A 21,586-nucleotide genomic window follows, 5' to 3' on the forward strand; every position below is an offset into this window, starting at 1 on the left:
AAAGGAGTGCACTCACGCACCGCCGCGCACCAATCCCGGCTTTACCTCTTGACGCCCCAGAGCGCGTGGAGCACATTGACGGCACTTTGAGAGCGCTCTCACCCGTCTCCCATCCGAGAGGCATCCCCACATGAGCGACACCACCGGCACGTCCCCCGGACGGCGTCCGCTGCGGCGGGCGTTCGTCGCCGTTGTCAGCACCCTCGGGCTCGCGGCAGCCGCCTCCGCGGTCGCCGCCCCCTCCGCGAACGCCTCCGCGCCCCCGCCCCCGTCGGGCTGGACGCAGCTCTTCGTGGACGACTTCAACGGAGCCGCCGGCTCCGGCGTCAACACCTCCGACTGGCGGTACGCGACCGGCAAGGGCTACCCGGGCGGACCCGCCAACTGGGGCACCGGCGAGATCGAGACGATGACGAACAGCACGGACAACGTCTCGCTCGACGGCAACGGCAACCTCCGCATCACGCCCCGGCGGGACGCCGCCGGCAACTGGACCTCCGGCCGGATCGAGACCAACCGCACCGACTTCCAGCCCCCGGCGGGAGGCACGCTGCGCGTCGAGTCGCGCATCCAGGTGCCCGACGTCACCGGCGCCGCCGCCAAGGGCTACTGGCCGGCGTTCTGGATGCTGGGCGGCCCCTACCGCGGCAACCACTGGAACTGGCCGGCGGTCGGCGAGCTGGACATCATGGAGAACACCCAGGGCATGAACACGGTGTTCGCCACGATGCACTGCGGCACCTCACCCGGCGGCCCCTGCAACGAGACCAGCGGCATCGGCGGCTCGACCACCTGTCAGAACACCTCCTGCCAGGCGGGCTTCCACACGTACCGGATGGAGTGGGACCGCTCCACGAGCGTCGAGGAGATCCGTTTCTACCTCGACGGCGTCAACTACCACACGGTGCGCGCCAACCAGGTCGACGCGACGACCTGGAAGAACGCCACCGACCACGGTTTCTTCGTCATCCTGAACGTCGCGATGGGCGGCGGCTTCCCCGACGCGTTCGGCGGGGGCCCGGACGCCGGGACGCAGCCGGGTCACGCGATGGTCGTCGACTACGTACAGGTGCTGTCGTCCGGGGGTGGCACCACGCCTCCCCCGACCGGAGGCCGCGACGCCTACGGGACCATCCAGGCCGAGTCCTACGACGGCCAGTCCGGCGTGATCACCGAGACGACGGCCGACTCCGGCGGCGGGCAGAACGTCGGCGCCCTGGCCAATGGCGACTGGCTGCACTTCAAGGGCGTGAACTTCGGCTCCACGGCGGCCCGGCAGTTCAGCGCCCGGGTCGCGAGCGGAGCGGCCGGCGGCGTCAGCGGGCTGGTCGAGGTCCGGCTGGACAGCCGGAGCAACGCGCCCGTCGGGAGCTTCGCGGTGGGCAGCACCGGGGGCTGGCAGTCGTGGCGGACCGTCCCGGCGAACATCAGTGCCGTGACGGGCACGCACGACGTGTATCTGACCTTCACCAGCGGTCAGCCGGCGGACTTCGTGAACGTCAACTGGTTCGCCTTCGGGCACTGACGGCAGGGGACACGGGGCTCCACGCGCGCGTGGAGCCCTTCGCCGTGCTCAGCGCAACTCCGCGCGGAAGGCCGCCGGAGTCCGTTCCGTGTGCTGGTGGAAGAACTTGGAGAAGTTCGCGGCGTCGGGGAAGCCGACCGCCACGCCGATCCGGCCGATGGGCAGTTCGGTGTGGGCGAGGAGCCGTTTGGCCTCCAGGATCACCCGCTTGTCGATGAAGGCCTTGGGGGTCTCACCGGTCGCGGCGCGCACCGCCCGGACCAGGGTGCGGCGGGAGTAGCCGAGCGCGTCGGCGTAGGCGCTGACGCTGTGGTTGGTGGCGAAGTCCCGCTCCACGGCGTCCCGGAAGAGGGTGAACGTGGAGTCGGACTGCTGCCGCGGAGCCTTCGCCGAACTCGCGGCGAGGTGGGCGAGCCGCAGCAGGAACGCCGTCAGCGTGTGGCGCAGGACGGCGGTGTGCAGGGCCGGCGGGAGTGTGGCCGTGTCCTCGTACTCGCGCCGCAACTGCGTCAACGAGGCTTTCAGGGCGGCGAGTTGAGCTGTGCCGGGGTGCAGCAGGGGCGGCAGGTCGTAGTGGTAGAGGCCGGTGGCCTCCACGGTCGAGCGGGGCAGGAAGCCCGGTTGCATGGTCAGCACGGTTCCGCGGTACTCGCTGGTGCGCGAGAAGCGGTGGACCTGTCCCGGGCGGATCCACAGCAGGTCCCCGGCCGTGGCCTCGTGCTCGGTGAAGTCGACCATGTGCCGGACCGGGCCCGCCTCGAAGAGCAGGACGGTGTGGAAGTCGATGCGGTGCACGCGCTCCAGCGGTACGCCGGACGGCCAGGTGTCGCCCATGGGGGCGATCTGCATGCCGACGCCGCCGACGCTGAGCCCGACCGGGAAGGGGAACGTATCGATCCCGTCGCCGTCTTGAATGGTTCTGTCTGCCATGTCCGCCTCGTGCTGCACCGTTCGCGTGTCCTGCTGCCCGCGGGTGTCCCACTTTCACCACAGGCTGGCACACGCCGACCTTCCGCCGTAAAAGTCAGACTTTTAACTTTGAACGCGTCAGACCAGCAACTTCGCTCCCATCGAGGACTTCTTGAAGATGAGCACGCAGACAGCGGACCGCTTCGACTGGACCGAACTCGACCGGCGTGCCGTCGACACCGCCCGTCTGCTGGCGGCCGACGCCGTCCAGCGGGTCGGCAACGGCCACCCCGGCACGGCGATGAGCCTGGCACCGGCCGCCTACACGATCTTTCAGAAGGTGATGCGGCACGATCCCGCCGATCCCGAGTGGGCCGGCCGTGACCGCTTCGTCCTCTCCCCCGGTCACACCTCGCTGACCCTCTACACGCAGCTCTACCTGGCGGGCTACGAACTGGAGCTGGACGACCTGAAGGCATTCCGCACGCACGGCTCCAAGACGCCCGGTCACCCCGAGTACGGCCACACCGCGGGTGTGGAGACCACCACGGGCCCGCTCGGCCAGGGCGTGGCGAACGCGGTCGGCATGGCGATGGCCGCCCGGTACGAGCGCGGCCTGTTCGACCCGGATGCCGCCGACGGCGACTCCCCCTTCGACCACACCATCTGGGCGATCGCCTCCGACGGCGACCTCCAGGAGGGTGTCTCCGCCGAGGCCTCCTCGCTCGCCGGCCACCAGAAGCTCGGCAACCTGGTCTTCCTCTACGACGACAACCACATCTCCATCGAGGGCGACACCGCGACCGCGTTCTCCGAGGACGTGCTGAAGCGCTACGAGGCCTATGGCTGGCACGTGCAGCGGATCGAGCCGCAGGAGAACGGCGACGTCGACGTGCACGCGCTGTACGCGGCGCTGAGGTCGGCTCAGGCCGAGACGGAGCGCCCGTCGATCATCGCGATGCGCACGATCATCGCCTGGCCGGCCCCGAACGCGCGCGACACCGAGGCCTCCCACGGTTCGGCGCTCGGCGAGGACGAGGTGGCCGCCACCAAGCGCGTCCTCGGCTTCGACCCGGAGGAGAGCTTCGCGGTCGCCGGCGAGGTGCTGGCGCACACCCGCGAGGCCCTGGACCGGGGCGCCGAGGCGCACACCGCCTGGGACAAGCGGATCGCCGCCTGGCGGTCCGAGAACCCGGAGCGGGCCGCCACGTTCGACCGCGTCAGCAAGGGCGAGCTGCCCGAGGGCTGGGAGGACGCCGTGCCGGTGTTCGAGCCGGGCAAGGCCGTCGCCACCCGCGCCGCCTCCGGCAAGGTCCTCCAGGCGCTGGGACCGGTCGTGCCCGAGCTGTGGGGCGGTTCGGCCGACCTCGCCGGCTCCAACAACACCACCATCGACCAGACCAGCTCGTTCCTCCCGCGGGGCAACCCGCTGCCGGAGGCCGACCCCTACGGCCGCACCGTGCACTTCGGCATCCGCGAGTTCTCCATGGCCGCGGAGATGAACGGCATCGCGCTGCACGGCAACACCCGCGTCCACGGCGGCACGTTCCTGGTCTTCTCCGACTACATGCGCAACGCGGTGCGGATGTCGGCCCTGATGCAGCTGCCGGTGACGTACGTGTGGACGCACGACTCCATCGGCCTCGGCGAGGACGGCCCGACCCACCAGCCGGTGGAGCATCTGGCCGCGCTGCGGGCCATCCCCGGCCTGAACGTCGTACGCCCGGCCGACGCCAACGAGACCGCGGTCGTCTGGGCCGAGATCCTCGAGCGCCACAGCACCGCCCCGGCCCCGCACGGCCTCGCGCTCACCCGCCAGGGCGTGCCCACCTACGAGCCGGACCCGGACGCGGCGCGCGGCGGTTACGTACGGTTCGAGGCGGAGGGCGGCACGCCCCAGGTGATCCTGATCGCCACCGGCTCCGAGGTGCACGTCGCCGCCGGGGCGCGCGAGATCCTCCAGGCCGCCGGCGTGCCCACCCGCGTCGTGTCGATGCCGTCGGTGGAGTGGTTCGAGGAACAGCCACGCTCCTACCGCGAGAGCGTCCTGCCGCCGTCCGTGACGGCCCGGGTCGCCGTCGAGGCCGGGATCGGCCTGACCTGGCACCGGTTCGTCGGAGACGCGGGACGCATCGTCTCCCTGGAGCACTTCGGCGCCTCCGCCGACGCCCAGACCCTGTTCGCCGAGTACGGCTTCACCCCCGAGAACGTCGTCGCCGCCGCGCGGGAATCCCTGACCGCCGCCCGCGGCTGACCCGACCGCCCGAAAGAAGATGATCACTGTGACCGAAGCGACCGCGGACGCGGGAGCACTCAAGCGCCTGTCCGGCCAGGGTGTGTCGATCTGGCTCGACGACCTGTCGCGCCGGCGGATCGAGTCCGGCAACCTGGCCGAGCTCGTCGCCACGAGGAACGTCGTCGGCGTCACCACCAACCCGTCCATCTTCCAGGCCGCCATCGGCTCCGGGGCGGGCTACGAGGAGCAGCTCGCCGACCTGGCGGTGCGCGGTGTGACGGTGGACGAGGCCGTACGGATGATGACGACCGCCGACGTCCGGGCCGCCGCCGACGTGCTGCGCCCGGTGTACGAGGCCACCGGCGGCCGGGACGGCCGGGTGTCCATCGAGGTCGACCCGCGGCTGGCCCACGACACGCGGGCGACCGTCGCCGAGGCCCGGCAGCTGGCCTGGCTGGTGGACCGCCCCAACGTGATGATCAAGATCCCGGCGACGCGAGCGGGTCTGCCGGCGATCATGGAAGCCGTCGGGGCGGGTATCAGTGTCAACGTGACGCTGATCTTCTCGCTGGAGCGGTACCGCGAGGTGATGGACGCCTATCTCGCGGGCCTGGAGAAGGCGCAGGCGGCCGGTCTGGACCTGGCGGCGATTCACTCGGTCGCGTCGTTCTTCGTCTCCCGCGTGGACGCCGAGATCGACAAGCGGCTGACGCTGCTGGGCACGCCGGAGGCCCTCGCTCTGAAGGGCCGGGCCGCCCTGGCCAACGCACGACTGGCCTACGAGGCGTACGAGCAGGTCTTCGCCGGGCCGCGCTGGCAGGCGCTGGGCGGGGCCCGCGCGAACCGGCAGCGCCCCCTTTGGGCCTCCACCGGTGTGAAGGACCCGGCTTACAAGGACACCCTGTACGTGGACGAGCTGGTCGCCCCCGGCACGGTGAACACCATGCCGGAGGCCACGCTGAACGCCGTCGCCGACCACGGTGACGTCCTGGGCGACACCGTCACCGGCGGTTACGCCCAGGCGCGCGCCGACCTGGCGGCCGTCGAACGGCTCGGCATTGCATACGACGAGGTGGTGCGGCAACTGGAGGACGAGGGCGTGGCCAAGTTCGAGGTGGCCTGGCAGGAGCTGCTGGACGCGGTCACCAAGTCCTTGAACAGCAAGGGAGTTGACGCGGAATGAGCGAGGGCATCGAGGGCATCCCCCAGACGGCCGAACAGGAGACGAAGGGGACCAAGGAGGAGAAGGAGGCCCTGGCCGCGCAGGAGGCGGCCGGGGTGGAGCAGACCGGGGCGAGCGGTCACGCCCCCCGTACGGAGCACGCCGACACCCACTTCGAGAACCCCCTGCGCGATCCGCGCGACCGCCGTCTGCCCAGGATCGCGGGGCCCTCCGGGCTCGTCATCTTCGGCGTCACCGGCGACCTCTCCCGCAAGAAGCTGATGCCGGCGGTCTACGACCTGGCCAACCGCGGCCTGCTGCCGCCGGGGTTCTCCCTGGTCGGTTTCGCCCGCCGGGACTGGGAGGACCAGGACTTCGCCCAGGTCGTGCACGACGCGGTCCGCGAGCACGCCCGGACCCCGTTCCGCGAGGAGGTCTGGCAGCAGCTCGCCGAGGGCATGCGGTTCATCCCGGGCGACTTCGACGACGACACGGCGTTCAAGCAGCTGCGCTCCGCCGTGGAGGAGCTGGACGCCTCCCGGGGCACCAGCGGCAACTACGCCTTCTACCTGTCGGTGCCGCCGAAGTTCTTCCCGAAGGTCGTCCAGCAGCTGAAGAAGCACAAGCTGGCCGACGCGCCCGAGGGTTCCTGGCGACGCGCGGTCATCGAGAAGCCGTTCGGCCACGATCTGAAGTCGGCCGAGGAGCTCAACCGCATCGTGCACGAGGTGTTCGATCCGGAGCAGGTCTTCCGCATCGACCACTACCTGGGCAAGGAGACCGTACAGAACCTGCTGGCGCTGCGCTTCGCCAACCAGATGTTCGAACCGATCTGGAACCGGTCGTACGTCGACCACGTGCAGATCACCATGGCCGAGGACATCGGCATCGGGGGCCGGGCCGGGTACTACGACGGCATCGGCGCCGCCCGTGACGTCATACAGAACCACCTGCTCCAGCTGATGGCGCTCACCGCGATGGAGGAACCGGCCGCCTTCGACGCCCCCTCGCTGCTCACCGAGAAGCTGAAGGTCCTCAAGGCCGTGCGGCTTCCGCAGGACCTCGGGGCGAACACCGTGCGCGGGCAGTACACAGCGGCCTGGCAGGGCGGCGCGAAGGTACGCGGCTATCTGGAGGAGGACGGCATCGACCCCTCCTCCACGACCGACACCTACGCCGCGGTCAGGCTCCAGGTGGACAACCGCCGCTGGGCCGGCGTCCCGTTCTACCTGCGTACCGGCAAGCGCCTCGGCCGCCGGGTCACGGAGATCGCCGTGGTCTTCCAGCGGGCCCCGCACTCCCCCTTCGACTCCAGCGCGACCGAGGAGCTCGGCTCCAACGCGATCGTCATCCGTGTCCAGCCGGACGAGGGCATGACGGTCCGCTTCGGCTCCAAGGTGCCGGGCACGTCGATGGAGATCCGGGACGTCACGATGGACTTCGCCTACGGCGAGTCGTTCACCGAGTCCAGCCCGGAGGCGTACGAACGGCTGATCCTCGACGTCCTCCTGGGCGACGCCAACCTGTTCCCCCGTCACCAGGAAGTGGAAGAGTCCTGGAAGATCCTCGACCCGATCGAGCAGTACTGGGCCACGCACGGCCGGCCCGCGCAGTACGCCTCGGGCGGCTGGGGACCCGAGGAAGCCGACGAGATGCTCGCACGAGACGGACGGAGCTGGCGCAGGCCATGAAGATCGACCTGACCGACACCACGGCAAGCAAGATCAACAAGGCGCTGGTGCAGGGCCGACGCGCCATCGGCACGCCCGCCGTGGGCATGGTCCTGACGATGGTGATCGTCACGGACGAGGAGAACGCCTACGACGCGATCAAGGCGGCCGAGGAGGCCTCGCACGAGCACCCCTCGCGCACCCTGGTCGTCATCAAGCGGCACGCCCGCACCCCGCGCGACCGGCAGTCCTCCCGACTGGACGCCGAGGTCCGGGTGGGCGCCGACGCGGGCACCGGCGAGACGGTGATCCTGCGGACCTACGGCGAGGTGTCCGAGCACGCCGACTCGGTGGTGCTGCCGCTGCTGCTGCCCGACGCGCCGGTGGTGGTGTGGTGGCCGGTGGACGCCCCCGAGGTCCCCTCCAAGGACCCGCTCGGGGCGCTGGCCCAGCGGCGGATCACCGACCTGTACGCCGTCGAGAACCCCCTGGAGACGCTCCAGACCCGGGTCCGCTCCTACGCACCCGGTGACACCGACCTGGCCTGGACCCGGCTGACGCCCTGGCGTTCGATGCTGGCGGCCGCGCTGGACCAGGCCCGGGAGCGGATCGTCTCGGCGGCGGTGGAGGCCGAGGCCGAGAACCCGGCCGCCGAGCTGCTGGCCCGCTGGCTCGAGGCGCGGCTGCACGTCCGGGTGGACCGTGTCGTCACCGCCGGGCCGGTCGTGACGGCCGTGCGCCTTGGCACCGAGCACGGGGAGATCGTCATCGACCGGCCCGAGGGGCCGCTGGCCACGCTGACCCTGCCGGGCCAGCCGTCGCGCACCCTCGCGCTCAAGGTCCGTGCGACCTCCGAACTGATCGCCGAGGAGCTGCGGCGCCTCGACGCGGACGAGATGTACGCCATCGCTCTGAACGGCGAGGCGACCGAGGAGACCCCTGCCCATGTCTGACTCCCCCTCCCACTCCGCCAGGCTCACCCGGCGCCCCGAGTGGACCGCACTGGAGGACCACCGCGCGGACGCCGTGCCGCAGCCGGACCTGCGCGAGCTGTTCGCCGCGGACCCGGGACGTGCCGAGCGCTACGTCGTGCACGTGGGCGACCTGCGCATCGACTACTCCAAGCACCTGGTCACCGACGAGACGCTGGCTCTGCTCCAGGAGCTGGCCACGGCCACCGACGTGTTCGGACTCCGGGACGCGATGTTCCGTGGCGAGAAGATCAACGTCACCGAGAACCGGGCGGTGCTGCACACGGCGCTGCGCGCCCCGCGGGACGCCGTGATCGAGGTCGACGGCGAGAACGTCGTCCCGGGCGTGCACGCGGTGCTCGACAAGATGGCCGGCTTCGCGGACCGGGTGCGCTCCGGGGAGTGGACCGGGCACACCGGCAGGCGGATCCGCAACGTCGTCAACATCGGCATCGGCGGATCGGACCTCGGCCCGGCGATGGCCTACGAGGCGCTGCGTCCGTTCACCGACCGGGATCTGACGTTCCGCTTCGTGTCGAACGTGGACGGCTCGGACCTGCACGAGGCGGTGCGCGACCTGGACCCGGCGGAGACGCTGTTCATCGTCGCGTCCAAGACCTTCACCACCATCGAGACGATCACTAACGCGACCTCGGCCCGCTCCTGGCTGCTGAGGGGTCTCGGGGGCGACGAAAAGGCGGTGGCGAAGCACTTCGTCGCGCTGTCGACCAACGCGGAGAAGGTCGCCGACTTCGGCATCGACGTCGACAACATGTTCGAGTTCTGGGACTGGGTCGGCGGCCGCTACTCGTTCGACTCCGCGATCGGCCTGTCCCTGATGATCGCGATCGGCCCGGACCGCTTCCGGGAGATGCTCGACGGCTTCCGCATCGTCGACGAGCACTTCCGCAACGCCCCGGCCGAGGCCAACGCCCCACTGCTGCTGGGCCTGCTGGGCATCTGGTACGGCAACTTCCACGACGCCCAGTCGCACGCCGTCCTGCCCTACAGCCACTACCTGTCCAAGTTCACCGCCTACCTCCAGCAGCTCGACATGGAGTCCAACGGCAAGTCGGTGGACCGCGACGGGAAGCCGGTGGAGTGGCAGACCGGCCCGGTGGTGTGGGGCACGCCCGGCACCAACGGACAGCACGCCTACTACCAGTTGATCCACCAGGGGACCAAGCTCATCCCGGCCGACCTGATCGGCTTCGCCCGGCCCGTCGCCGAGCTGAGCGACGAACTGCAGGCGCAGCACGACCTGCTGATGGCCAACCTGTTCGCGCAGGGGCAGGCGCTCGCCTTCGGCAAGACCGCCGAGGAGGTGCGCGCCGAGGGTGTGCCCGAGGAGCAGGTGCCGCACCGCACCTTCCGGGGCAACCACCCCACCACGACGATCCTGGCCACCGAACTGTCCCCGTCGGTCCTCGGCCAGCTGATCGCCCTCTACGAGCACAAGGTGTTCGTGCAGGGCGCCGTCTGGAACATCGACTCCTTCGACCAGTGGGGCGTCGAGCTCGGCAAGGTGCTCGCCAAGCGCGTCGAGCCCGCCCTGACCGAGGGCGCCGACGTCCCCGGTCTCGACCCGTCCACGGCCGCGCTGGTGGCCGCCTACCGCAATCTTCGGGAAGTGAACTGACATGCAGATCGGTCTTGTGGGTCTCGGCAAGATGGGCGGCAACATGCGCGAGCGCCTGCGCAACGCCGGCCACACCGTCATCGGCTACGACACCGACCCCGAGAAGTCCGACGTCGCCAGCCTGGCCGACCTCGTCAACCAGCTGGAGGCGCCGCGCACGGTCTGGGTCATGGTCCCGGCCGGCGACCCCACCCAGCACGTCATCGACCGTCTGGCTGACCTCCTCAAGCCGTACGACACGGTGGTCGACGGCGGCAACTCCCGCTGGACGGACGACGAGAAGCACGCCGAGGAGCTGAGCAAGCGCGGCATCGGCTTTGTCGACGCGGGTGTCTCGGGCGGCGTGTGGGGCCTCAAGAACGGCTACGCCCTGATGGTCGGCGGCGAGAAGGAGTACGTCGACCGGCTGCGGCCGATCTTCGAGGCGCTCAAGCCGGAGGGCCCGTACGGCTTCGTCCACGCGGGCAAGGTGGGCGCCGGGCACTTCGCGAAGATGGTCCACAACGGCATCGAGTACGCGATGATGCAGGCCTACGCCGAGGGCTGGGAGCTGCTGGAGGCCGTGGACTCGGTGGACAACGTCCGCGAGGTGTTCCGCTCCTGGCAGGACGGCACCGTCATCCGCTCCTGGCTGCTGGACCTGGCGGTGGACGCCCTCGACGAGGACGAGCACCTGGAGGAGCTCCGGGGCTACGCCCAGGACTCCGGTGAGGGACGCTGGACGGTGGAGGCCGCGATCGACAACTCCGTACCGCTGCCCGCGATCACCGCCTCCCTCTACTCCCGGTTCGCCTCCCGGCAGGACGACTCGCCGCAGATGAAGATGATCGCGGCGCTGCGCAACCAGTTCGGCGGCCACGCCGTCGAGTCCGCGAAGAAGGCGTAGGACGTGGGTGATCTGCTGCTGGTCCGCCACGGCGAGACGGAGTGGAGCCGCAGCGGACAGCACACCAGCTTCACCGACCTGCCCCTCACCCGCCACGGTGAGGAGCAGGTCAAGTCGCTCGCCCCGCTCCTCGCGGACCGCCCCTTCGCCCTGGTCCTCACCAGCCCGCTCGGCCGCGCGGTGCGCACCGCCGAACTCGCGGGCCTGACGGGGACCGTGCGGGACGCGGACCTGCACGAGTGGTACTACGGCGCCTACGAGGGCGTCACCACCGAGGAGATCCACCGCACCCGTCCCGACTGGGACCTGTGGACCGACGGGGTCCCGCCCGGCCGTGACGGCGAGCCGGGCGAGTCGCCCGAGGAGGTCGGCGAGCGGGCCGACCGGGTGCTGGCCCGGGCGGCGCAGGCGCTGCCCGAGGGTGATGTGCTGCTGGTGGCGCACGGCCACTTCCTTCGCGTGCTGACGGCCCGCCGGCTGGGCCTGTCCCCGGCGGAGGGACGGCTGTTCCGGCTGGAGACCGGGACGGTCTGCCGGCTGTCGGCCGAGCACGGCCGGCCCGTGATCGCGGAGTGGAACACCCGGGCGTAACGAGCCCCGGCCGGAGGTGAGTTGACACCTCCGGCCGGGCACGTCAGAGTCCCGGCTGATGGAGATCGACGACATGCGCAAGGGCCCTCCCATGGAGGGCACCCTCAATCTGCGGCGCGCCCAGATGGACGTGCTGTTCCTGGAGCCGGAGGCGGTCCCGGGCGAGGTCCTGCTCAACAGCCTCGTCTACACCTCCCTCACCCCGCACGAGCCCGCCGAGCGACGCCTGGCGAGGCTGGAGCGGGACGGCGAGGGCTATGTCCCGCACGCCTACGAGCAGTTGACCGCCGCCTACCGCAGGATCGGCGACGACCCCGCCGCCCGCCTGGTCCAGCTCGCCAAGCAGCGCCGCCGCCGCGGCACCCTGCCCTGGTACGGCCGGCTGTGGGGCCATGTGCAGGACGCCACCGTCGGCTACGGCTTCCGCCCCCTGCGGGCCGCGGGATGGCTGGTGTCCCTGCTCGCGGTCGGCTCGCTCGCCTACGCACTGCACCACCCCGCGCCGCTGAAGGCGGACGAGGCACCGCAGTTCAACCCGGTGTTCTACACCCTCGACCTGCTGCTGCCGGTGATCTCCTTCGGACAGGAGGCCGCGTTCGCCCCCACCGACGGCTACCAGTGGCTCTCCTACACCCTGGTGCTCACGGGCTGGATCCTCGCCACCACCGTCGTCACCGGCATCACCCGGACCGTCAGCCGCCAGTGAGCGCCCGTGCCGTGTGCTGCGCGGCCAGCCGCACCGGGGCGTTCGCGGCGCCGTATCCCCGGTAGCCGCCGTCCCGCTGGACGAGTTCGAAGAAGACCCGGCCGACGGTGCGGGTGTAGCAGTGGCGGAAGACGCCGTGGGCGTCGCGGTCGTAGAGGATGCCGAGGTCGCAGTAGGTCTCCAGCTCGCCGTCGGCGAACTCGAAGCGGGCGGCGAGGTCGTCGTAGTAGTTCGCGGGCACCGGCAGCAGGCTGCCGCCCGCCTCGCGGAACCGGCGGGCCGCGGCGACCACGTCGTCGGTGGCCAGGGCGATGTGCTGGGCGTGGACGGTGTCGTCGGTGGGCGCGGCGCCGACGGTGAGGGCGATCCGGACGCTGCCGTCGGGGTTGGTGACGGCCCGGCTGCGCAGCAGACCGTAGGGGTCGGCGACGTCCACGCTCTCCTGGGCGTGCAGGCCGAGCACGCCCCGGTGGAAGAGGGCCGCCTCGTCGAAGTGGTGCCAGGGCTGGGTGAGGGCGAGGTGGTCGATGCCCCGGATGCCGGCCTGCGCCGGGGGCACGCCCGTGTTCTCGAAGTCGGCCCGCCAGTCGGGCAGTTCCGGGCGTCCGGTGGCGCAGAGGAACAGCTCCGTGCCGTCGGGGGCGGCGACCGCGTCCAGCGGGGCGTCCTGCGGCGCGCGGCGGCGCGGCAGTACGGGCGCGAGCAGTGCCTCGGCCCGCCGGGCGGCTCCGGCCGGGTCCGGTGACTCCAGCCCGATCGCGGCGAGCCGGGTGCCGTCGCGGCGGACCGCGGTCCCGGTGTTGACCAGGACGCGGGCGTCGCCCTGCTCCCACAGGGCGACGGGCTTGCCGCGATGGCGGGCGGTGCGGGTGAAGCCCAGGGCGCCGAGCAGGGCGGCGAGGGGCTCGGCGTCGGGTGTGACCAGCTCGGCGAAGGCGACGCCGGTGGGGACGACGGGGTCGGGCAGCGGTGCCCTCCCCACCGTCTCCTGGAGGACCAGCAGGGAGCGCCGGGCGTCGACGGCGGTCGGACCGGCATCGGCCTGCCGGAACACGTCGTTGAAGACCTCCAGGGAGAGCGGGCCGTCGTAGCCGGTGGCCAGCACCTGGCGCACCAACCCGGCGACGTCGAAGCCGCCTTGGCCGGGGAAGCAGCGGTAGTGGCGGCTCCACTGCAGGACGTCCATGGCCAGCAGCGGGGCGTCGGCGAGCTGGAGGAAGAAGATCTTCTCGCCGGGGATGTCCGCGATGCCCTTGGGATCCGAGCCGCGCGAGAGGATGTGGAAGCTGTCCAGGCAGGTGCCGAGCGCGGGGTGACCGGCCGTCTCGACGATGCGCCAGGCGTGGTCGTACGTACTGACGTGCCGCCCCCAGGCGAGCGCCTCGTAGGCCACCCGGATGCCCGACTCCTGTGCGAGATCGGCGAGCCGGGTGAGCTGCTCGGCGGCGAGGGCGTCGTCGTCGACCGCCTGCGGGGAAACGCTGGAGCAGACGAGAACGGTGTCGGCGCCGAGCCGGCGCATCAGCTCGAACTTGTGCCGGGCCCGCCGCAGGTTCCGGGCGAACTCCGCCTCGGGGACGGCCTCGATGTCCCGCATCGGCTGGTAGAGGTCGATGCGGAGCCCGAGGTCGGCGCAGCGGGCGCGGATGTCCTCGGGGGCGAGGGGGCAGGCCAGCAGGTCGTTCTCGAAGATCTCCACCCCGTCGAAGCCGGCCCGGGCGGCGGCGTCGAGTTTCCCGGTGAGGGAGCCGCTGAGGGAGACGGTGGCGATGGACGTACGCACGTCGGTACCTCTCTCTAGTTCGGAGCTCCGACGGCCCCGGCCAGTTCGGTCAGGTCCGCCAGCATCCGCGCGGCGCCGGGTTCCCGGCCGGTGAACAGGCGGAACGCGTCGGCGGCCTGGAAAGCGGCCATGCCGCCGCCGTCGAGGGTGGCGCAGCCCAGGGCGCGGGCGGTCCGCAGCAGCTCGGTCTCCAGCGGGCGGTAGACCACCTCGGCCACCCACAGCCCGGAGTGGAGCAGCTCTGCGGGCAGGGGCAGGCCGGGGTGGGCGGCCATGCCGGTGGGCGTGGCGTGCACGATGCCGTCGGCGTGCGCGAGCAGCCGGGCAAGCCGGTCGGGCGGCGCGGCGGCCGCACGGCCCTGTCCGAAGGTCCGGTTCAGGGAGCCGGCCAGGGCCGCTGCCCGCTCGGGCAGGGCGTCGACGACGGTGATCCGCCCGGCGCCGAGGGTGAGCATGGCGTGGGCGACGGCCGCGCCGGCACCACCGGCCCCCAGCTGCACGACCCGTTCCAGCGGCGCGTCGGGCAGTCCGCGCGCGAACGACGCGGCGAAGCCGGTGACGTCCGTGTTGTGGCCGACCGCGCGGCCGTCCTCGAACACGACCGTGTTCACCGCGCCCAGCGCCTCTGCCTGTGGCGCGAGCGCGTCCAGGTGCTCGATGACGAGCTGCTTGCAGGGATGCGTGATGTTGAGTCCGTCGAAGCCCAGGGCGCGGGCGGCCCGCAGCAGATCGCCCACCGCCTCGGGCGGCACGCCGAGGGTGTCGATGTCGATCCGCCGGTACACCAGGCGCAGGCCCTGGCAGTCGGCCTCCCGCTCGTGCAGCGCCGGACTGAGTGACGGGCCGATGCCGGAACCGATCAGTCCGACGAGAAAGGACTCCTTGGGCACACACGCCTCCCGGGCGGCTCACTAATGTACGAACCAGTACGTTAGCTATATCAGCCGAGGGCGGCCTCCGGAAGGCCCGGCGGGTCAACGGGCGCCTCCTTCTAGAATCACCGGCACCGGCCCCTCCGCCCGAAGGAAACTGATGACCAGCGTCGAAGAACCGGCACGATCCGGCGAGCGCATCCGTGACGCCGCCCGCACCCGGGCCGAGATCCTCGACGTCGCCACCCAGGAGTTCGCCCGGGCCGGCTACGACGGCGCCCGGGTCGACGAGATCGCCGCCCGCACCCGCACCACGAAGCGGATGATCTACTACTACTTCGGCGGCAAGGAGCAGTTGTTCACCTCCGTGCTGGAGCGCGCGTACGGCGTGATCCGGGAGGCCGAGCAGCAGCTCGACGTCGACCACCTGGATCCGGTGGCGGCCATCCGGCGGCTGGCCGAGCTGACCTTCGACCACCACGAGCAGCACCCCGACTTCATCCGCCTGGTCAGCATCGAGAACATCCACGAGGCGCAGCACATCGCCGCCTCCGAGAAGCTGGGGAAGATCGGCTCCCCGGCCCTGGACGTGATCCGCCGGATCCTGGCGTCGGGCCGGGAGTCGGGCCTGTTCACGGCCGACGTCGACGCCGTCGACCTGCACGCGATGATCTCCTCCTTCTGTTTCTTCCGGGTCGCCAACCGGCACACCTTCGGGGCACTGTTCGGCCGTGACCTGCTCGACGAGACGCAGCGCGCGCACTACCGCGCGATGCTGGGCGACATGGTGATCGCGTACCTGACGGCGGAGCGCACCCCACGCTGAACGACCCGGCTCCGCACCCCTTGACACCGGCGGTACACGGGCGGAGCATCACTGGCCATCCCCTACTAACTACCCAGTGGGTTAATTAGCCGCGATCCGGCACGCCCCGACCGTTCGCCGTTCTTCTCCCTCCGCCTCGGGCGGAGCCCCCTAGGAGCCGCCGTGTCCGTCCCCGCCATGCCCGAAGGATCCGCAGCCCCGCCCGGTCAGCCCAGGAAAGCCGCGACCGCCGCCTGGATCGGCAGCGCCCTGGAGTACTACGACTTCTTCATCTACGGCAGCGCCGCCGCGCTGATCTTCCCCGAGGTGTTCTTCGACGCGTCCGATCCGGCCACGGCGACCCTGCTGTCACTCGCCACGTTCGGTGTCGCCTACGCCGCCCGCCCGCTCGGCGCGCTGGTGCTCGGGCACTTCGGTGACCGGGTCGGCCGCAAGAAAATCATGGTCTTCACGTTGATGCTGATGGGCCTGTCGACGTTCCTCATCGGCTGTCTGCCCACCCGGGACCAGGTCGGCGCTCTCGCCCCGGCCCTGCTGGTGCTGTGCCGGGTGCTCCAGGGCATCTCGGCGGCGGGCGAGCAGGCCAGCGCCAACTCCATGACGCTGGAACACGCGCCACCGGGCCGGCGCGGCTTCTTCACCAGCTTCACCCTCAGCGGCACACAAGGTGGCCAGCTCCTGGCGACCCTGGTCTTCATCCCCGTCGCCGCGCTGCCCGAGGACCAGTTGCTGTCGTGGGGCTGGCGGCTGCCGTTCTGGCTGAGCGTCGCGGTCGCCGTCGTCGGCTACGTCATCCGCCGCAAGCTGGACGAGACGCCGGCCTTCGCCCGGCAGGCCGCCGAGGCGGGTGTGGCCAAGCTGCCCCTGGTGATCCTGCTCCGCGAGCACTGGGCCGATGTCCTGCGGGTGATCGCAGGCGCGCTGATCGCCTCGGTCAGCACGATCTTCACGGTGTGGGCGCTGGCGTACGCCACCAGCGACACGGTCGGCATGTCGCGTACGGCCATGCTGTGGGTGGGTGCCCTGGCCAACGTCGTCGCGCTCGCCGCGATCCCGCTGTGGGCGACACTGTCCGACCGGATCGGGCGCCGCCCGGTGTTCCTGATCGGCGCGGCCGGCAGCGCGGTGACGATGTTCCTGTACCTGTGGGCGGTCTCCACGGGCTCCTACCCGCTGACGTTCCTCACGGGCGTCATCTGCTTCGGCGTCGTCTACAGCGCCGCGAACGGCGTGTGGCCCGCCTTCTACGGTGAGATGTTCACGACCCGCGTCCGGCTCTCCGGCGTGGCCATCGGCACGCAACTCGGGTTCGCGGCGGCCGGGTTCGCGGTGACGTTCGCGGCACGGATCGCGGGACCGGCGGGCGACGACTGGTCGGCGGTGGCGCTGTTCACGGCGGCGTTGTGCGTACCGCCGGTGATCGCGGCGCTGTCGGCGCGGGAGACCCACCGGGTTCCTGCGGAGTCGCTGGGGGAACGCGGCGAACTCGGGGCCGTGCAGCCGGAGAAGGTGACGGCCTGAGGGCTCGCGCGGGTGCCGGTACGGGCGCGGGCGCGGGCGCGTGGGGGCTGGTCGCGCAGTTCCCCGCGCCCTTACGGGGCTTTGCCCAGCGTCACCTGTTGGACCACGCCCTTCGGCACAGGACCAGGCGGTAGCCGTCCGGGTCCTCTACGGTGATCCCCCACTCGTTTCCAGTAGGGGTTGGGGGACACCACCCTCGTGCCGCCGTGCTCCTCCAGCCGGGCGACCAGATCGTCCGGGACCGGGCCGTCCACGTAGAGGACCAGCAGGTCCTCCTCCGTGGGGGCGGGGTTCGACCGGGCGGGCCGGCTCGTGCACGAGTTCCAGGTGCCAGTCGGCGTCGGGCCAGCCCAGCATCACCAGGTCGTGCTCCCCGGGCTCGCCGCCCTCGGCGCGCCACAGCACGCCCAGTCCGAGCCCGGAGCCCCAGAACCGCTCGGCCGCCGCGAGGTCTCTGGAGGGACGGGCGATACGGATGTGGCTGCGACCGTTCACGGGCATCGCGACCTCTTCTTCTGGCGTCCTGACTTCGGCGGCGCCCCGAGCCCAGGAACCCGGCCGCCGCCGGGACCATCGGCCATCGGTCCTGCGTCCCGCGCCCTAAGACCCCCGCTCACGCGTTCGCCCGCGATCACGAGCCGTTCCTGCGCCACCATGGGGTCTGAGGCGGTCCGGGCGGGGTATGCCGGATCTCACCTCGACCAGCGCGACGGGAGAAGAGCCATGGCACAGCTGCGACAAGAGGTCGATCCGGGTGAGGCCGGGCTGGATCCGCGGGTGCTGGACCGGCTGGACCGGACCTTCGCCCGGCTGGTCGACGAGGGGCGTCTGCCGGGCTTCCTCGTGTCCGTCGCCCGGTCCGGGCGCGTCGCCCACCTCACGGCACACGGCCTGCGCGACGTAGCGGCCGGGCTGCCGGTCGAGCCCGACACGCTGTGGCGGGTCTACTCCATGACGAAACCGGTCACCGCGGTCGCCGCGCTGCTGCTGGTGGAGGAGGGGCGGCTGTCGCTGGACGACCCGGTCGCCGACCACCTGCCGGCCTTCGCCGACCCGCGGGTCTACGTCGGCGGCTCCGGGGCCGACGTGGAGACCCGCCCGGCCGGCGGCCCGATACTCGTCCGGCACCTGATGACCCACACCTCGGGTCTGACCTTCGGCTTCTACCACACCCACCCCGTCGACGCCCTCTACCGCGCAGCCGGCCTGGAGTCGTCGGTGCCACCGGGCGCGGACCTGGCCGAGACCATCGATGTGTACGCGAGCCTGCCGCTGCAGTTCGAGCCGGGCACGGAGTGGAACTACTCGGTCGCGAGCAACGTCCTCGGCCGGATCATCGAGGTCGTGTCGGGGCAGCCGCTCGACGCGTTCTGCGCCGAGCGGATCTTCGGGCCGCTCGGCATGACGGACGCGGGCTTCCACGTCACGGACGCCCAGACGCCCCGGCTCGCCGAGATGTACGGGGAGCGGGAGGGCGGCGGCATCGAGCCGATCGCGGGGCTGCCGCTGCACGGCCGGCCGCGGTTCCTGTCGGGCAGCGGCGGCCTGGTGTGCTCGGCCCACGACTACCACCGCTTCATGGAACTGCTGCGCCGCCGGGGCGAGCTCGACGGCGTGCGGCTGCTCGGCCCGGAGACGGTGGACCTGATGACCCGCAACCACCTTCCCGGCGGCGTCGACCTGCGGGCCTTCGGCAGCCGCCCCGCCCACGACGAGCCCGGCAACGAGGGAGTCGGCTTCGGCCTCAACTGCTCTGTCGTGATCGATCCGTCCCGCACCCAGGTCCCCTCCGGGCTCGGCGCCTTCGGCTGGAGCGGGGTGGCCACGACGACGTTCTGGGTCGATCCGGGCCGCGACCTGACGGTGCAGTTCATGACACAGGTGCGGCCCAGGACGTCCCACACGGTCTTCAAGGACCTCAAGCGGCTGGTCCACGAGGCCCTGACGGACCGGATGTCCGCTAGCGGTCCACCCGCAGGGTGAACTCCACTCCCTCCTGCGCCAGTTCACGCAGCCACTGCCCGGACCGGGCGGCCGTCTCCGCCGCGCGGTTCAGGCCGGGCGGCAGGGAGCCGTCCAGGATGTGCCGGACACCGAGGGCGAGGGTCCGTGAGACGCACCGGGCCATCGCGCTCTCCTGGGCGTCGCCCACCAGGTCGAGGAGGTAGCCGCCCCGCCATGTCGGCCCCGACTCGGCGCTCACGTCCAGCGACACGGCCAGGACGACCCGGTCGCGGTCGTCGTCCGTGGTGGGGTAGGCGGCGGCCAGCTCTCGGGCCAGGGCGGCGATCCGGGTGTCGTCACCGGTTCTCAGTTCCTCGAAGACGCCGTCCCAGGCACGCAGCCAGCCCTCCAGACGCAGGGTGCCCCGCACGAACGTCCGCGGCGTCCAGGCGTCCGGCACCCCGTACTGCGCGACGAACGGGACACTGTCGCGGTTGGGGTAGACCTCGAAGGTCTCCCCTTCGACGACGTGCCGCCGGGTCGCCTCCCAGGGCCGCTCGGCGACCGTCTCCGCACCGCCCTCCAGGTAACGAGCCGGGGAGCGCAGGGCGTTGAGGACACCGGCGGGGGCCCAGCTGAAGCGGTACGTGAAGTCGTTCGGCACGGCCGGGACTCCGCCGCAGTACGACGTGAAGGTGTACGTCGCGGGCGTCCCCTCACCGATCGACTCCCGGGCCCGGGCGACCAGGGCGTGGGCGAACAGGTGGTCGATGCCCGGGTCGAGCCCGGCCTCGGTGAGGACGACCAGCCCGGCCTTCCCGGCGTCGGGCACCTGCTCCAGCACCGCCTGGGACACATAGCTGGAGCACGCGAAGTGCGCTCCCCGACGCACGCACTCGGCGAGGAGCGGAGCGTGCTCCGGCGCGGGCAGCATCGACACGACGACGTCGCCCGGGGCGAGTTCGGCGGCGAGCGCGGACCGCGTGTACGCGCGGGGCTCGGCCCGTCCGGTCAGGCCCAGCCGGCCCAGGGCGTCGGCGGCGCGGTTCTCGGTGCGGTGCCAGAGCCGTACACGCTCGGCGGTGTCGCACAGCGCGGCGAGACCGCTGCCCGTGGACAGGCCGGCGCCGATCCAGTGGACGGTGCCGCTCGCCGGTGCCGGTTCACCGGTCACGGGACTCCCCCTTGTCGAGGCCGTGGGCGCGGGACGCCTCACGGAACCGGTCCAGGCAGCGCCCCCAGGGCCCGGAGACGCCGAAGTCGCGCAGGTGGGGCAGCAGTGCGGCCGAGAAGTCGGTGCTCGACTCCAGCGGCAGCAGGGAGGGCAGGTTGTCGATGGCGATCAGGTCGAGCGGGGGCTCGTCGCGCAGCCGGCGCACCGGCTCGTCCCAGGAGGTGGTGTCGTCGTACACCGGCAGGACGTTGAGCGGGGAGCCGACGTCGCAGGTCACGTCGCACAGGGTGCGCAGACGGCGGTCGGGGCTGTCCAGGTCCTGATCGCGCAGGAAGGGCGGGACGGGGGTGGTGGCGAGCACCGCGTTGACCATCACGTCGTGCCGCAGCAGGGCGGGGCGGTCGAGGTCGCGCGTCTCGGCGAGGTCCCAGCAGGTCGGGTCGGCACCTGCGGTGGCGAAGGCGGCGCGGGCGCCGCGGCCGCTGCGGCCCAGGGCGCCGATGACGAGCCCGCTGAAATCGGCGTCGTCGGCGGCGGGCTTCAGCGTCTCGTCCAGGTCTTCCTTGGTGGTGGGGGCCAGGGGCGCCCGGAGCCGGCCGCGGTGCCGGAGCACGGCGAGGGCGGCGCCCAGGTAGCCGGCCCAGAAACCGAAGGCGGCCAGGCGCCGCCCGGTGCCGTCCACCAGGTACTCCAGGTCGTACAGCGCCCCGCCACCGGCGGCGAACCGGCCCAGCAGCTCCGCCGCTCCGGGCTGGTTCTTGTAGGCGTGGCCGAAGAAGACGTGCCGGTGCGTCAGCTCGCCCGGCTCGCCGGGCAGTTCCTTCAGCCCCAGCACGACTGCGTCCCGCGGCGCCGTCACCCAGGAGCCCGCGGATGCGACCCGGCAGCCGGCCGCCTCGTACTCCTCGATCGGGAAGACCCGCTGGGGGGACTCCTCGACGGTCAGTTCCACTCCGTCCCCGACGAGCCGCCGGGCGTCGTCGGGGACGATCGGAGTGCGTCGCTCGGTCGTGCGGGCCTCGTGGCGCAGCCACAGATGGAGCTCGGTCATACCAGTGGGCCTCCGGCGTGAGGCGTCGGCCGCTGGGGGCCGACGCTCAAGGGGCGGACGTCCACGAAGCGTACGCGGCCCGTCTTCGGGTCGCGCACCGATCCGCCCAGGTCACGTCGG

16 protein-coding genes and 2 pseudogenes are annotated in these 21,586 nt (G+C 71.7%); 12 read left to right on the forward strand and 6 right to left on the reverse strand.

Annotated elements, in window-relative coordinates; translation table 11 throughout:
• Window positions 1-130: 130 nt before the first annotated feature.
• Window positions 131-1,525, forward strand: a complete 1,395-nt coding sequence (locus AB0937_RS25970; RefSeq protein WP_366714589.1) for a glycoside hydrolase family 16 protein — start codon at window positions 131-133, stop codon at window positions 1,523-1,525.
• 48 nt (window positions 1,526-1,573) lie between these two features.
• On the opposite strand, the gene AB0937_RS25975 is transcribed toward AB0937_RS25970, so the two are convergent.
• A complete protein-coding gene (locus AB0937_RS25975) occupies window positions 1,574-2,455 on the reverse strand; it encodes an AraC family transcriptional regulator (RefSeq protein WP_366714590.1) in 882 nt (293 codons plus the stop codon).
• Window positions 2,456-2,612: 157 nt separating this feature from the next.
• On the opposite strand from AB0937_RS25975, the gene tkt reads away from it, so the two are divergent.
• The 8 genes and pseudogenes from tkt to AB0937_RS26015 all read left to right on the forward strand — a co-directional run.
• A complete protein-coding gene (gene tkt, locus AB0937_RS25980; protein WP_366714591.1) occupies window positions 2,613-4,688 on the forward strand; it encodes a transketolase in 2,076 nt (691 codons plus the stop codon).
• Window positions 4,689-4,707: 19 nt separating this feature from the next.
• Window positions 4,708-5,853 (forward strand): transaldolase, encoded by a 1,146-nt coding sequence (gene tal, locus AB0937_RS25985; RefSeq protein ID WP_366714592.1) that lies wholly within the window; start codon window positions 4,708-4,710, stop codon window positions 5,851-5,853.
• On the forward strand, window positions 5,850-7,523 hold the full coding sequence (gene zwf, locus AB0937_RS25990) for a glucose-6-phosphate dehydrogenase (RefSeq protein ID WP_366714593.1): 1,674 nt from the start codon (window positions 5,850-5,852) through the stop codon (window positions 7,521-7,523). Before tal ends, zwf begins: the two co-directional genes overlap by 4 nt.
• Entirely contained in the window at window positions 7,520-8,455 is a 936-nt protein-coding gene (opcA, locus tag AB0937_RS25995; protein ID WP_366714594.1) for a glucose-6-phosphate dehydrogenase assembly protein OpcA, read from the forward strand. Before zwf ends, opcA begins: the two co-directional genes overlap by 4 nt.
• Entirely contained in the window at window positions 8,448-10,112 is a 1,665-nt protein-coding gene (gene pgi, locus AB0937_RS26000; RefSeq protein WP_366714595.1) for a glucose-6-phosphate isomerase, read from the forward strand. Before opcA ends, pgi begins: the two co-directional genes overlap by 8 nt.
• A 1-nt stretch (window position 10,113) precedes the next feature.
• Window positions 10,114-10,998, forward strand: coding sequence for a phosphogluconate dehydrogenase (NAD(+)-dependent, decarboxylating) (gene gnd, locus AB0937_RS26005; RefSeq protein WP_184907646.1), 885 nt, complete (start codon window positions 10,114-10,116; stop codon window positions 10,996-10,998).
• Between the two features lie 3 nt (window positions 10,999-11,001).
• Complete coding sequence (locus tag AB0937_RS26010) at window positions 11,002-11,589, forward strand: histidine phosphatase family protein (protein ID WP_366714596.1); 588 nt, start codon at window positions 11,002-11,004, stop codon at window positions 11,587-11,589.
• A 73-nt stretch (window positions 11,590-11,662) separates the two neighbouring features.
• Window positions 11,663-12,295: pseudogene (locus tag AB0937_RS26015) on the forward strand (membrane-associated oxidoreductase); the annotation flags it as partial.
• Here AB0937_RS26015 and AB0937_RS26020 read toward each other — a convergent pair.
• On the reverse strand, window positions 12,282-14,078 hold the full coding sequence (locus AB0937_RS26020) for a TIM barrel protein (protein ID WP_366714597.1): 1,797 nt from the start codon (window positions 14,076-14,078) through the stop codon (window positions 12,282-12,284). The pseudogene AB0937_RS26015 and the gene AB0937_RS26020 overlap by 14 nt on opposite strands.
• Window positions 14,079-14,092: 14 nt before the next feature.
• Window positions 14,093-14,968 carry a shikimate dehydrogenase gene (locus AB0937_RS26025; protein WP_366714598.1) on the reverse strand — a complete coding sequence of 292 codons (876 nt, stop codon included), beginning with the start codon at window positions 14,966-14,968 and terminating at the stop codon, window positions 14,093-14,095.
• Between the two features lie 142 nt (window positions 14,969-15,110).
• Here AB0937_RS26025 and AB0937_RS26030 point away from each other — a divergent pair, with 142 nt between their 5' ends.
• Both AB0937_RS26030 and AB0937_RS26035 read left to right on the forward strand, forming a co-directional pair.
• Window positions 15,111-15,776 (forward strand): TetR/AcrR family transcriptional regulator, encoded by a 666-nt coding sequence (locus tag AB0937_RS26030; RefSeq protein WP_366714599.1) that lies wholly within the window; start codon window positions 15,111-15,113, stop codon window positions 15,774-15,776.
• A 162-nt stretch (window positions 15,777-15,938) separates the two neighbouring features.
• Complete coding sequence (locus AB0937_RS26035) at window positions 15,939-17,297, forward strand: MFS transporter (RefSeq protein WP_366714600.1); 1,359 nt, start codon at window positions 15,939-15,941, stop codon at window positions 17,295-17,297.
• 91 nt (window positions 17,298-17,388) lie between these two features.
• Here the strand turns inward: AB0937_RS26035 and AB0937_RS26040 are convergent.
• Window positions 17,389-17,798, reverse strand: a pseudogene (locus AB0937_RS26040) (VOC family protein).
• Between the two features lie 222 nt (window positions 17,799-18,020).
• On the opposite strand from AB0937_RS26040, the gene AB0937_RS26045 reads away from it, so the two are divergent.
• Window positions 18,021-19,280, forward strand: a complete 1,260-nt coding sequence (locus tag AB0937_RS26045; RefSeq protein ID WP_366714601.1) for a serine hydrolase domain-containing protein — start codon at window positions 18,021-18,023, stop codon at window positions 19,278-19,280.
• On the opposite strand, the gene AB0937_RS26050 is transcribed toward AB0937_RS26045, so the two are convergent.
• A complete protein-coding gene (locus AB0937_RS26050) occupies window positions 19,258-20,415 on the reverse strand; it encodes a saccharopine dehydrogenase family protein (RefSeq protein ID WP_366714602.1) in 1,158 nt (385 codons plus the stop codon). The two genes, AB0937_RS26045 and AB0937_RS26050, sit on opposite strands and share 23 nt — an antisense overlap.
• A complete protein-coding gene (locus tag AB0937_RS26055; RefSeq protein ID WP_366714603.1) occupies window positions 20,405-21,466 on the reverse strand; it encodes a saccharopine dehydrogenase in 1,062 nt (353 codons plus the stop codon). Before AB0937_RS26055 ends, AB0937_RS26050 begins: the two co-directional genes overlap by 11 nt.
• Window positions 21,467-21,586 lie beyond the last annotated feature (120 nt).

This window comes from Streptomyces sp. NPDC047880 (assembly GCF_040706515.1).
GTDB lineage: Bacteria > Actinomycetota > Actinomycetes > Streptomycetales > Streptomycetaceae > Streptomyces.